This window comes from Bacillus sp. FSL L8-0199 (assembly GCF_038005705.1).
GTDB classification, from domain to species: domain Bacteria; phylum Bacillota; class Bacilli; order Bacillales; family Bacillaceae_G; genus Bacillus_A; species Bacillus_A cereus.
Map to the genome: position 1 here is coordinate 2,132,019 of NZ_JBBOTS010000001.1, position 12,231 is coordinate 2,144,249.

Sequence of the window (12,231 nt, forward strand, 5' to 3'; positions counted from 1 at the left end):
TAATTCGCTTGAAATAAAGAAGTAACATACGTAAATTCGTACGATTTCGTGAACAAATGTAGTAAACAATTTTCTCGTAGTGTTAACTTTTGTTATTATAAACATAACCTATTTAAATTTAGGATAGAGAAAAGAGGTTTATAAATGAAGCGTTATCAAAAAATAATTGGTCTTATGGTTGTATTTTGTCTCTTTGTACTTGCTGGATGTAGTGAATCAGGTTCAAAGCTTCGTAAACCATTAAATTGGGATTTAGAAACCTTCCAATTTACAAATCAAGATGGAAAGAAATTTGGTACAAAAGATTTAAAAGGGAAAGTTTGGGTTGCAGATTTTATGTTCACAAATTGTCAGACAGTTTGTCCGCCAATGACTGCAAATATGGCCAAGCTTCAAAAGATGGCAAAAGAAGAGAAATTAGACGTTCAGTTTGTTTCATTTAGTGTAGATCCAGACCTTGATAAGCCAGAAAATCTGAAAGCTTTTATTCAAAAGTTTACAGAGGATACTAGTAACTGGAATTTATTAACGGGGTATTCGTTAGAAGATATTACAAAGTTTTCAAAAGATAATTTCCAATCACTTGTTGATAAGCCGGAGAACGGTCAGGTCATGCATGGGACATCATTTTATTTAATTGATCAAAACGGAAAAGTAATGAAAAAGTATAGTGGCATTAGTAATACGCCATACGAAGACATTATACGTGATATGAAGCGATTAGTGGGTTAAAAATAAGGGTGCATAGCACCCTTATTTTTTTTGTATTAGTCTATCGATAAAATGTCATGTTGCTGGGGAAGTTTCGGTGCACGAATTTCTAATACGCCGTTTTGATAAGAAGCTTTTGCCGCTTTTTTATTAATTGAATACGGCAATTTAATCAATCTTGATGCTTCTGAAATGGAACGTTCTCGGCGATAATAGTTATGGGATGTTTGTTCTTCTTCCTCTTCAAGTATCTCTTCTTTTACAGAGACTTTTAAGTATTCACTTTGTATTTCAATTTGGATTTGTTCTTTTTGTATACCTGGTAGTTCAGCTGTAACAACGAGTTCTTCACCAACTTCATATAAATCTACAGGGAATGTTAATAAACGGTTTCCTTTTTGGAAAAAATGATTTAAATCAGCGATTACATTGCGAAGAGGTGTTTGCTCGAAGAAATCATCAATTTGCTTTAAGTAATTACGAACCGGTGGGCGAGAAGAATCTTTTTTTTCTTCACTCATGGTATTCCCTCCTAGAAATCAATTTGCAATATCATATGACAAAAGCGGAGAAAGGTGAGTGCCTAGTTTTCATGTTTTCATAAAAAATTGTTAAAAATGTGAAATGGAGTGATTTTTTTATAGTTTTTGGTCGCCATATTCAGTTGATTATGCTAGTATAAATAGGGTTGATATAGTAGTATAGAGACAGAATGAAAACTGAAAGAGGGTAAGAAGTATGTGTGGTTTTGTAGGATGTTTATGTGAAAACCCTAGAGAGTTTTCAGAAACAGAAAAACATCAATTTGAAAATATGAACACGATGATTTTCCACCGTGGTCCAGATGACGAAGGATATTTTCGTGATGAACATGTACAATTTGGCTTCCGCCGTTTAAGCATCATTGACTTAGAGGCAGGACATCAGCCGCTAACTTATGAAAATGATCGATATGTAATTATTTTTAATGGTGAAATTTACAACTATGTAGAATTACGTGAAATGTTACTTGAAAAAGGTGCAACGTTTGCAACGCAATCTGATACAGAAGTTATCATTGCATTGTATGCACATATGAAAGAAAAATGTGTAGACTACCTTCGTGGTATGTTTGCATTTATGATTTGGGATCGTGAGGAAAAGAAACTTTTCGGTGCACGTGACCACTTCGGTATTAAACCTTTATACATCGCACAACAAGGTGATACTACATTCTTCGCATCTGAGAAGAAAAGTATTATGCATGTGATGGAAGATAAAGGCGTTAATCCAACGTCACTACAACATTACTTTACGTACCAATATGGTCCAGAGCCAGAAACGTTAACAATTGATGTTAATAAAATCGAGCCTGGTCATTATTTCGTAAAAGAAATCGGTAAAGAGATGGAAATCCATCGCTACTGGAAACCTTATTTCAACGCTTCAAGTGCAACGAAAGAGGAGCATATCCAAGCAATTCGTGATGTGTTATATGATTCAGTAAAAGTGCATATGCGTAGTGATGTACCAGTAGGTTCATTCTTATCTGGTGGTATCGATTCATCTATCATCGCTTCTATCGCAAGAGAAATGAATCCAAATCTTTTAACATTCTCTGTTGGTTTTGAGCAACGTGGTTTCAGTGAAGTTGATGTTGCGAAAGAAACTGCTGAGAAATTAGGCGTTAAAAACCATAACGTATTCATTTCAGCGAAAGAATTTATGGATGAGTTCCCAAAAATCATTTGGCATATGGATGATCCTTTAGCTGATCCAGCAGCTGTACCATTGTACTTCGTTGCGAAAGAAGCACGTAAACATGTAACAGTTGTTCTTTCTGGTGAAGGCGCAGACGAGCTATTTGGTGGTTATAACATTTACCGTGAGCCAAACTCACTAAAAATGTTCTCTTACATTCCTAGCCCAGGTAAGAGCGTTCTAAAAGCATTAAGTGGTGCTCTTAAAGAAGGATTTAAAGGTAAGAGCTTCCTAGAGCGTGGATGTACACCAATTGAAGAGCGTTACTATGGAAATGCTAAAATCTTCCGTGAAGAAGAAAAAGCTGAATTAATGAAGTATTACAATGAAAGTGTTAACTATATGGATATCACGAAACCATTGTATAACGAGATTAAAGATTATGATGATGTAAGTAAAATGCAGTACATTGACATGTTCACATGGTTACGCGGTGACATTTTATTAAAAGCTGATAAAATGACAATGGCAAACTCATTAGAACTTCGTGTACCGTTCTTAGATAAAGAAGTATTCGATGTTGCATCTAAAATTCCAACTGAATTTAAGATTGCTAACGGAACTACGAAAGCTATTTTACGTGAAGCAGCACGCGGAATCGTTCCAGATCACGTATTAGATCGTAAAAAACTTGGATTCCCAGTACCAATTCGTCACTGGTTAAAAGACGAAATGCATGATTGGGCTATAAATATTATAAACGAAAGTAAGACAGAGCATTTAATCGACAAACAGTATGTATTAAACTTACTGGAAGCACATTGTGCAGATAAAGGCGATTATAGCCGTAAAATTTGGACTGTACTTGCGTTTATGGTATGGCACCAAATTTATGTTGAGCATAAATACGATACGAATAAGTTCCATGAAGAAACAAAACGTGCGTATAGCTTAGTTTAATTAGAAAAACCTTAAGATCGCATACGGTCTTAAGGTTTTTTTCATAAATAGGAAGTATTATTGATACAATAATAGTAAAAGGATGGACAACATATGATTACGTTTGAGAAAGTTACTGTAGAAAATGAAAGCGTTGTTAAAGAAATGTTTAAATCGCATAGTTTAGGTGAGAAAAAGGTACAGTACTGTGTGAAAGTTGATGATACATATATTGGTGTAATAGATTATAGTGTACAAGAGGAACGGGCTGTTTTATCACAGCTAATTATTCATTTTGATTACCAAGGTTACGGTTATGGTACAAATACGTATTTTACATTTGAAGAAATGATGAAACAAAGAAATGTGAAAGAAATAAAAGTGCTACAAGAGAAATTAACAGAAAAGGCGAAGTCTTTCATAGAGAGTTTTGGTTTTACTTCAGAAGATGAAGAGTATGTAAAGAAAATATAACGATGATTATTTATGCGATACAATAAATATAAGGCAGGTGGATGTATGACGATGACTTCTGGTCTTGTATTAATTGGAGGGTGCTTTATAGTAGCAGAATTATGTCATATAATCATTCGGAAAAGAATGAGTAAGAAAAAAAAGCCATATGAATTACAATACATCCCTGTCTTTTTCATTATGTTTTGTATGCTTAGTACATTACAAAATCTAATGAACTTTCCACCACTTGTAAATGTTTTTTTAAAGTTTGGTTTACTTTATAGTGGTGTTGGAATAGCACTTTTATTTATTTTATTTTGCATACGTTATGTTCACTATCAATCGTATATATTTATTTTAAATTGGTTAAAGCAAGATGATAGAAACCGCCTTACATAAGGCGGTTTTTTTATTTGCAATTGTAACAGAACTTGTACATTTCACATAAAATAGGACGAGTAGAAATGCGAACATATTACAAGAAAGGGGCGGGGCAATAAAATGAAACTTGTTATAGACGCAGGGCACGGTGGATATGATTCTGGTGCTGTTGGTAATGGTTTAGTAGAAAAAAACTTAACACTTCAAATTGCTAGACGCGTTCGAGACATTTTAACGGTAAATTACCCAATTACAATTAAAATGACACGTGATAGTGATGTGTTTATTTCTTTATCGGAACGTGCTAATATTGCTAATGCTTTCAGTGCGGATTATTTTATTTCATTTCATATTAATAGCGGCGGGGGTACAGGTTTTGAAAGTTATATTTATAATGCGTTATCCAATAGCAGCACTGCATATGCAAAGCAACAAAAAATGCATACAGCTGTCAATCCTGTATTAACAAAATATGGTCTTCGTGATCGAGGAGCAAAAAAAGAAAATTATGCGGTATTAAGAGAAACCGCAATGGATGCAATTTTAACTGAGACTGCTTTTATTGATACAGCGTTTGATGCGAATTTATTAAAAAATCCACAATTTATTGAAGATCTAAGTCAAGCGTATGCAAATGGAATAGCAGCTATTTTGGGAGTAGCTCCAAATCCACAACCCCCTAACCCACAACCGACACCTCAAACGAAGGGAATCGCTTATGTTCTTGGGAAAAATGTAAATTTAAGAAATGGTCCATCAACTTCTTCCTCAGTTATTCGTCAATTAAATTCTCCAGAATCTTACGTTGTATATCAGGAAAGTAACGGATGGCTAGATTTGGGGAATGGACAATGGGTGTATAATGATCCTTCGTACATTAATTTTGTAAAGACAAGCAATAGTGATGGAAGCCCGATTGGGGTTGCATATATACAAGGGATGAATGTAAATTTAAGAAGTGGTCCATCAACTACATCTGCAGTTATCCGCCAATTAAATTCTCCAGAATCTTATTCAGTATATATAAATGAAAATGGTTGGTTAAACCTTGGGGGAAATCAGTGGGTATATAATGACTCAGCATATATTAAGTATACTCAATATTAGGAATTGAAATGATAGTGCAATATGGATGCGTATCCTTGTTATGTATAACAAGGATACGCATTTTAATAACAACATTATTTTTCATACTTATGCACTATGTTTTAAAAAGAAACATTAGAAAAGCGGATAGAATCTAAATAGTATATATTAAAAAAGTTTTCTGATATACATTGACAATGTATGTAAGATACATTAATCTTTAAATGTTAATGATAATCGATTTCATCTAGGGAGGACATATGATACATACTAAAAAACTAATTATGTTCTGCATTATGATACTCATGGTTGTAATTGCAGGATGTAGTAAAGAAGAGAAAAAAGAAAATAATATATCAGCGAAAGCAAAAGGTTCATATACGGTAAAGCATGCAATGGGTGAAACGACAGTAAATGGTACACCTAAAAAAGTTGTTGTTTTAACAAATGAAGGCGCAGAGGCTCTCCTAGCTGTGGGCGTAACGCCAGTGGGGACTACGAAACCACGTGCTGGTGATGAATGGTATCCTCATTTAGCGAAAGAGTTAAAAAACACAGAAGTTGTAGGAACTGAACGTGATATTAATTTAGAGGCTGTAATGAAGCTTAAGCCAGATTTAATTATCGGAAATAAAATGCGTCATGAAAAAATATATGATCAGCTAAAAGAAATCGCACCAACTGTTTATGCAGAAACATTACGCGGTGATTGGAAAGAAAACTTTATACTTTATACAAAAGCTGTAAATAAAGAAGAAGAAGGGCAAAAAGCTCTTGATGATTATAAAAAACGCATTGAAGGAATGAAAGAGAAGTTAGGCGATAAATTAAATTCTAAAGTTTCTATTATTCGTTTCGTGCCAGGTGATGTTCGTATTTATCAAAAAAACTCATTCTCGGGCGTCGTTTTAAATGATATTGGATTTAAACGACCACCATTACAAGATAAAGATGATTTTGCGATAAAAGGAATTACAAAAGAGCAGATTCCAAATATGGACGGAGACTACTTATTCTATTTCACGTCTGATAAAGATGCAGATAAGAATAATGAAGGAAATTCGTTAGCAAAGGAATGGACAGAAGATCCACTCTTTAAGCAACTACAGGCTTCTAAAAATAACAAAGTATTCCAAGTAGATGAGGTAATCTGGAATACAGCAGGCGGTATTAAAGCTGCGAACCTTATGTTAGATGATATTGAAAAATATTTCCTTAAATAAATGATAAAATACATCACTTTTACGAAGTGATGTATTTTTTGTTTGTGAAAATACAGAAAATTCCTTCTTTCAGGGTGTCATAAGTTGTACAATAAAATCAATCATGTGATAAAGGAGTGGGGAAGAATGAAAGCTACTCATAAAGATTGGATCTTGTTTAATGGGAGAATGATTAATACGAAGGAAGAACAGCCGATGGTCGCATTAGAAGAGCGAGGCTTCCAATTTGGTGATGGGATTTATGAAGTATTTAGACTATACGATGGCAAGCCTCATTTATTAGATTTACATTTGGAACGATTCTTTAACTCTATGGCGGAAATAAAACTAATTCCACCATTTACGAAGGAAGAATTAGTAGAAGAGTTATATCAAATGATTAAAAAAAATCAATTTCAAGAAGATGGGAATGTATATTTACAAATATCAAGAGGTGCACAACCGCGCAATCATGTATATGAATCAGATTTACAACCGACATATTTTGCAAATCTTGTTTCGTTCCCAAGACCAGTTGCTTCAATGGAGGCAGGGATTAAGGTGACAGTAGAAGAGGACATCAGGTGGAAGTTTTGCCATATAAAATCTTTAAATTTGCTTCCTAATATCATGATCAAAAACAAAATAAATGAACAAGGGTATCAAGAAGCAATATTAGTACGAGATGGCATTGTGACTGAAGGGTGTCATTCCAATTTCTTTATCGTGAAGAATAATAAGTTGATTACACATCCAGCGGATCATTTCATTTTACATGGTATTACACGTCACTACGTAATTACATTAGCGAAAGAGTTACATATCGATGTAGAGGAACGAGAGTTTTCATTACAAGAAGTATATGACGCTGAGGAGTGCTTCTTTACAGCGACGCCGCTTGAAATATTCCCAGTCGTTCAAATTGGTGATGAACAGTTCGGGGCTGGTGAAAGAGGACCAATTACGAAAAAACTACAAGCTGCATACGAAGAGAGTATTCGTTTATTTAAAGTGACAAATTAATTATGAAGAAAAAAGCTGGTATTCTTCCGGCTTTTTTTCATGATATAATTCAAGCATAGGACAAGTTTTGAAAACGCTGTAAAAAGGGGATTTAATATATGAATTATGAAGATTTTAAAGAAGTAATTCACGGAAGACGAAGTGTTAGAAAGTTTACAGATCAAGAAGTATCTACTAATGATATAAAAGAAATAATTGATTGTGCTCGTTACGCACCAAGTGATACGAATTCACAAACGTGGGAATTCTTAGTTATCATGAATCGAGAGAAGATTAAAGAAATTGAACAAATGACATGGGATGCATTACATAAACTTGCGACAAAAGCAGCAGAAAATGGAGAAGAGAAAGCAGGGAAATTACTTACACGTTCTTTCGGACCATATGCAACAGCTTTCTCGGAGGCACCAGTATTAATCGTATGTTTGGCAACACCATATGAATCAAAGTTCCGTGAAAAGATATTTGATCCAATTGCTTTTGTTCCAGATTCAGTTTGGGAAGAAGAAGGCATTAAGAGTAGCTGTTTAGCGGCACAAAACTTAATGTTAGCTGCACATGCAAAGGGACTTGGTACTTGTCCAATGACAGGGCCAGTATTGCTAGCTCAAGATGAACTGCGCCAATATTTACAAATTGAGCCTGAAAAACAAATAAATATGGTTATTTCACTCGGATTTCCGAAAGATAAACCGAAGAAACTTCCAAGAAAAGAAGTAGATGAGATTACAACGTTTGTTTTTTAATTGCTGTATAGAAAAGACATTGAACTAACAATGTCTTTTTATTTTTGAGGGTATGTAATTCATATGTTGGGCTAAAATGATAGATAAGAGGGAATTACTATTTATTTCATAAAAAAAATTAATGTTCTATTAAGGAAAGTATGATACATTAATCGTGAGCAAGATTCTATTTGTTCATGAAAGTGTTGAAAGTAGTCTCAAAATTTAAAAGTTATTTTTGTATAATAAATTATAATGAAGTTACAGGGGGGATGAATTTTGAAAAAATTCATAATCACTGGATTGTCTGTATTGTTATTAGTTGGTTGCGGTGCTCCACAGGAAAAAGAGGACGCGCAATCAAAACAGGAAGAACAAGTTGTAAACGCAAGTGATGAGAATATGGTTGTATTTCCTGAAGGAGCAATGTCAATTGGAGAAGGGAAAGTAAAAGTTATTACTCCAGATGGTACTTCTGAAAACGGCAATATACCGACTGTATTCATCAAAAAGGATACGTTAATTCAGCAAGTTGAATTAGAACTTTCTAATTTTCAAAGTGATAAAGAAACATTCGTATTTGTAGATCAAATGTATACGGATAAACATCAAGTAACTAGTACAACGCAGACAACAGTGCAGTTAAAAGAAAAAACGCTGGAAACAGGTAGTCATACAATTACTGCAGTTCAGTATGAAAACAATGACCCGAAAGGAAAGGTTATTAGTTTTAATCAAGCAACATTTGAGACAAAACCAGCGTCTTAATATGAATAAAAAGTACATTACTCAAAAAGTAGTGTGCTTTTTTGTTTGGACTAGAGTGTGCAAGAGTGAATAACTTATTTCATTTTCTAATACGATTAAATAGGAAGTAATCACTTGTTACTTATGACAGAGAAAGAGGCTGAATACGTGAATCGGTGTATTCGTATCATTTTGATTAGCCTAATGATGGCAGTAATTTGGTTTACGATATAAGAGTTTATGCAAATAACGCTCAATTATCAAATTCATGACTTGTTAATAGGAGCTATTTGTTTTACCATTGTTTATCTATTATATCCCGCACTAACGGGCAGTAAGACCTTACCTTAAAACTCGGTATAGGTGAGGAGATTAGGTGGGAGATCAACTGCCTGTAAATGCACGATTGATGAGGGCTGATAATCATTGGAGATGAACAACCTCTCCAATGATTAAAGTTTCACTTTATGATAAACTCGGATTAAGGTGAGTTTTGCAAGAAAAATGTAGGTATTTCATTTGAAATGTCGAATAGTACATACGATGTCGTAATAACAAATTTTCTATTGTTTACTGTGAAACAGAAGAAGGAGAGATAGTAATGAAACGAGCTCTTATTAATATTGATTATACATATGATTTTGTAGCGGAAAAAGGTGCTTTAACTTGCGGAAAACCAGGACAAGAAATTGAGAATGAAATTGTACATATAACGAAGCAATATATTGAAAATGGGGATTACGTAGTGTTTGCAATTGATAAACATGAAGAAAATGATGAATATCATCCCGAAGCGAAATTATTTCCTCCTCATAATATAGCAGGTACAAATGGTAGAGACTTATTCGGTGAGTTACAAGAAGTATACGAAACATATAAAAATGCTGAGAATGTATATTATATGGATAAAACGCGATACAGTGCGTTTGCTGGAACGGATTTAGAGATGAAGCTAAGAGAAAGAGGAATAGCAGAAGTTCATCTTGTAGGTGTTTGTACTGATATTTGTGTTCTTCATACAGCAGTAGATGCTTATAATAAAGGGTTTAAAATTGTTGTTTATGAAAAGGCGGTTGCATCTTTTAATGCACAAGGGCATGAATTTGCACTTGGACATTTTAAGTCATGCTTACATGCAGAAGTGAAGTGAAAAAAGAGGCCTTTAAAAAAGGTCTCTTTTATTTGTCATTGTTCATTGAAAACAGCTACCGCAACGCCTAATAAATTGAGTGGTCTTGATCCGACAACTTTTCTAAGTTCTTCAATATATCCCATTGTATGTAACCTCCGTAAGAAAAAATAAGAGCAAATAAACTATTCGTTATTATGTAAATATATTCCTCTTTATAAGGGGAGAGAAGACATATAACTTATTTGTGTTATTTGGTAAAATATACATCAAAAAAGGTCAAACAAAATCTTTGACCTTTTTTGACCAAATGTTATAATAAAGGCAGAAAGAGATAATCTTTCATTCATAAATAATAAGGAGGAAAAAATATGCGTAATTTATTTCCAGAGATAACAAAACGTCAAAATGGTATTTTTGATTTTGGGCCTTCTTTATTAGAAGGGATGACAGATGCTTTCTTTAAGCCACTGAACATGGATACTTTTAAAGTAGATGTTCATGAGCAATCTGATAAATATACTGTGAAAGCAGATTTACCAGGTTTTCAAAAAGAAAACATTCAAGTTGATTTTGAACAAGATGTATTAACGATTCAAGCAACTAACCATAATGAAGTAGAAGAAAAAAATGAGAATGGCACATATATTCGTAAAGAACGTTCTATAGGTTCTGTAACTCGACGCTTTAGTTTTAAACAAGTTGAGGAAGAAAATGTTAGAGCAAATTATAAAGATGGCGTACTGACAATAGAATTACCAAAACTGAAAGAAGAAAAAAACAGTAAGACAACAATTAACATCGAATAAAAGAGCTGATAAATTCAGCTCTTTTTTTACGTAGTTAATGAATAAATGAGTTGAAATCGTAATGAGCTGAATAAAGTTGTAACGTTGAAAAAATTTCACGATTTGCTCCCCCTTAGGTTATTAAAAAGGGTATATTTAAAGGGAAAGGAAAAGAACATCTAGACATACTGTATAAACTGAATTAGTAATAAAGTCAAAATACATAGTAAGGGTAGTGGCATTTTAGATTAGGATAATAGATTTTCCTAGAAAAAACTGAGACGATTATGAATTTCTTAATTAGTAAGGAAGTGGATGGATGAGTTTATTAACGTATACTGAAGAATTTTTTAATTATGTAAGGGAGTTTTTACTTTTAAGATTTTTACTATTTGCTTTAGTTTTAATCATTATTTCTTTTGTAATAAACCGTATTATTGATTGGTTTTTTAGGAAATCAAGCTTTTTTGATGAAGAGGTAGAGCAGACGATTCAAAGTGTAATTCGATCTATTTTTAGATATATCATTATCATCAGTCTTATCATATATTTAATTAGCCAATTTGTAGATATAAAAAGTATTATTGCAGGTGCAGGGATAGCTGGAGTTGTCATCGGTTTTGCTGCACAACAGATGCTAAAAGATGTTATATTAGGTTTTGCAAGATTAGCGGACAAAGAGTTTCGAGTTGGTGATTTTGTAACTTTTAACGGAACAAATTCAGGAACTATTGAAGAGATTAGTATTCGTTTTATGCAAATTCGTGAATGGTCAGGAAAACTACTTACCATCCCGCACGGAGAGATTAGAACGATACAAAATTTTAATAAAGGATGGATGCGTGTAATTGAACGCATCACGGTAAGTTATCAGGAAGATCCAACAAGAGTGAAGGAATTGTTAGAAGAAGTCTGTGTTATATGCAATGAAAAATTGAATCAAACTCTTTATAGAGTAGAGGATGAGGCTGTTGAACCATTTAAATACGTCGGTGTTACAGACTTAAATCCTAACTTGAAATATGTTGGCTATGAATTTTGTATTACAGGTTTAATAAAGCCAGAAGATTATTTTGAAACTTCTAGACAAGTAAGATTTGAATTAATGTCTATGTTCCATAAGAATCAAGTGCAAATGCCAGCAGCGAATATGGTTGTTACTACTGAAGGTTTACAGCATATCCATGGTGGACAATCTTTATCGGACAGCTAAAGTAGAATCGTTTGTTAACAAAAATTCTGCTTCCAAAATTGGATAGAATAACAATAATAAAATGATTGATATAAAGAAAGGGCTGAAGGAATTCGGTTCTTTTTTTATTTATAGAATTTAGAAATTTCTTAATGTTATAATTGTAGTTGGT

13 protein-coding genes and 1 pseudogene are annotated in these 12,231 nt (G+C 33.4%); 13 read left to right on the forward strand and 1 reads right to left on the reverse strand.

All coding sequences use genetic code 11. The features are described from left to right. Window positions 1-144 precede the first annotated feature (144 nt). Window positions 145-732, forward strand: a complete 588-nt coding sequence (locus NST86_RS11135; RefSeq protein WP_000833331.1) for an SCO family protein — start codon at window positions 145-147, stop codon at window positions 730-732. 35 nt (window positions 733-767) lie between these two features. Here NST86_RS11135 and NST86_RS11140 read toward each other — a convergent pair whose 3' ends face one another. Next, window positions 768-1,232: an Hsp20/alpha crystallin family protein gene (locus NST86_RS11140; RefSeq protein WP_001288085.1), complete on the reverse strand. Its 465-nt coding sequence runs from the start codon at window positions 1,230-1,232 to the stop codon at window positions 768-770. Window positions 1,233-1,449: 217 nt separating this feature from the next. Here NST86_RS11140 and asnB point away from each other — a divergent pair, with 217 nt between their 5' ends. The 12 genes and pseudogenes from asnB to NST86_RS11200 all read left to right on the forward strand — a co-directional run bounded on the left by asnB (window position 1,450) and on the right by NST86_RS11200 (window position 12,080). After that, complete coding sequence (gene asnB, locus NST86_RS11145) at window positions 1,450-3,351, forward strand: asparagine synthase (glutamine-hydrolyzing) (protein WP_000333816.1); 1,902 nt, start codon at window positions 1,450-1,452, stop codon at window positions 3,349-3,351. 93 nt (window positions 3,352-3,444) lie between these two features. Next, entirely contained in the window at window positions 3,445-3,804 is a 360-nt protein-coding gene (locus NST86_RS11150) for a GNAT family N-acetyltransferase (protein ID WP_000627523.1), read from the forward strand. A 51-nt stretch (window positions 3,805-3,855) separates the two neighbouring features. Next, on the forward strand, window positions 3,856-4,185 hold the full coding sequence (locus NST86_RS11155) for a hypothetical protein (RefSeq protein ID WP_000200459.1): 330 nt from the start codon (window positions 3,856-3,858) through the stop codon (window positions 4,183-4,185). Window positions 4,186-4,287: 102 nt separating this feature from the next. Beyond that, window positions 4,288-5,274 carry an N-acetylmuramoyl-L-alanine amidase gene (locus NST86_RS11160; protein WP_061663301.1) on the forward strand — a complete coding sequence of 329 codons (987 nt, stop codon included), beginning with the start codon at window positions 4,288-4,290 and terminating at the stop codon, window positions 5,272-5,274. A 239-nt stretch (window positions 5,275-5,513) separates the two neighbouring features. Then, window positions 5,514-6,476, forward strand: coding sequence for an ABC transporter substrate-binding protein (locus tag NST86_RS11165; RefSeq protein WP_000581994.1), 963 nt, complete (start codon window positions 5,514-5,516; stop codon window positions 6,474-6,476). A 126-nt stretch (window positions 6,477-6,602) separates the two neighbouring features. Then, a complete protein-coding gene (dat, locus tag NST86_RS11170) occupies window positions 6,603-7,478 on the forward strand; it encodes a D-amino-acid transaminase (RefSeq protein ID WP_000648387.1) in 876 nt (291 codons plus the stop codon). A 98-nt stretch (window positions 7,479-7,576) separates the two neighbouring features. Beyond that, window positions 7,577-8,224, forward strand: a complete 648-nt coding sequence (locus NST86_RS11175) for a nitroreductase family protein (RefSeq protein WP_001105290.1) — start codon at window positions 7,577-7,579, stop codon at window positions 8,222-8,224. A 258-nt stretch (window positions 8,225-8,482) separates the two neighbouring features. Beyond that, window positions 8,483-8,971 (forward strand): hypothetical protein, encoded by a 489-nt coding sequence (locus tag NST86_RS11180; protein WP_000713496.1) that lies wholly within the window; start codon window positions 8,483-8,485, stop codon window positions 8,969-8,971. Window positions 8,972-9,094: 123 nt separating this feature from the next. Beyond that, window positions 9,095-9,301 (forward strand): annotated as a pseudogene (locus NST86_RS11185) (hypothetical protein). Window positions 9,302-9,551: 250 nt separating this feature from the next. Further along, a complete protein-coding gene (locus NST86_RS11190) occupies window positions 9,552-10,100 on the forward strand; it encodes a cysteine hydrolase family protein (RefSeq protein ID WP_016117736.1) in 549 nt (182 codons plus the stop codon). 350 nt (window positions 10,101-10,450) lie between these two features. Beyond that, window positions 10,451-10,888, forward strand: coding sequence for an Hsp20/alpha crystallin family protein (locus NST86_RS11195; RefSeq protein WP_001245052.1), 438 nt, complete (start codon window positions 10,451-10,453; stop codon window positions 10,886-10,888). A 298-nt stretch (window positions 10,889-11,186) separates the two neighbouring features. Beyond that, window positions 11,187-12,080 carry a mechanosensitive ion channel family protein gene (locus NST86_RS11200; protein WP_000055434.1) on the forward strand — a complete coding sequence of 298 codons (894 nt, stop codon included), beginning with the start codon at window positions 11,187-11,189 and terminating at the stop codon, window positions 12,078-12,080. Window positions 12,081-12,231 lie beyond the last annotated feature (151 nt).

Bases quoted from the DNA above. Each gene is read 5' to 3' on its own strand.
- NST86_RS11135 (WP_000833331.1), top strand. From the start codon at position 145: ATGAAGCGTTATCAAAAAATAATTGGTCTTATGGTTGTATTTTGTCTC.
- NST86_RS11140 (WP_001288085.1), bottom strand. From the start codon at position 1,232: ATGAGTGAAGAAAAAAAAGATTCTTCTCGCCCACCGGTTCGTAATTAC.
- asnB (WP_000333816.1), top strand. From the start codon at position 1,450: ATGTGTGGTTTTGTAGGATGTTTATGTGAAAACCCTAGAGAGTTTTCA.
- NST86_RS11150 (WP_000627523.1), top strand. From the start codon at position 3,445: ATGATTACGTTTGAGAAAGTTACTGTAGAAAATGAAAGCGTTGTTAAA.
- NST86_RS11155 (WP_000200459.1), top strand. From the start codon at position 3,856: ATGACTTCTGGTCTTGTATTAATTGGAGGGTGCTTTATAGTAGCAGAA.
- NST86_RS11160 (WP_061663301.1), top strand. From the start codon at position 4,288: ATGAAACTTGTTATAGACGCAGGGCACGGTGGATATGATTCTGGTGCT.
- NST86_RS11165 (WP_000581994.1), top strand. From the start codon at position 5,514: ATGATACATACTAAAAAACTAATTATGTTCTGCATTATGATACTCATG.
- dat (WP_000648387.1), top strand. From the start codon at position 6,603: ATGAAAGCTACTCATAAAGATTGGATCTTGTTTAATGGGAGAATGATT.
- NST86_RS11175 (WP_001105290.1), top strand. From the start codon at position 7,577: ATGAATTATGAAGATTTTAAAGAAGTAATTCACGGAAGACGAAGTGTT.
- NST86_RS11190 (WP_016117736.1), top strand. From the start codon at position 9,552: ATGAAACGAGCTCTTATTAATATTGATTATACATATGATTTTGTAGCG.
- NST86_RS11195 (WP_001245052.1), top strand. From the start codon at position 10,451: ATGCGTAATTTATTTCCAGAGATAACAAAACGTCAAAATGGTATTTTT.
- NST86_RS11200 (WP_000055434.1), top strand. From the start codon at position 11,187: ATGAGTTTATTAACGTATACTGAAGAATTTTTTAATTATGTAAGGGAG.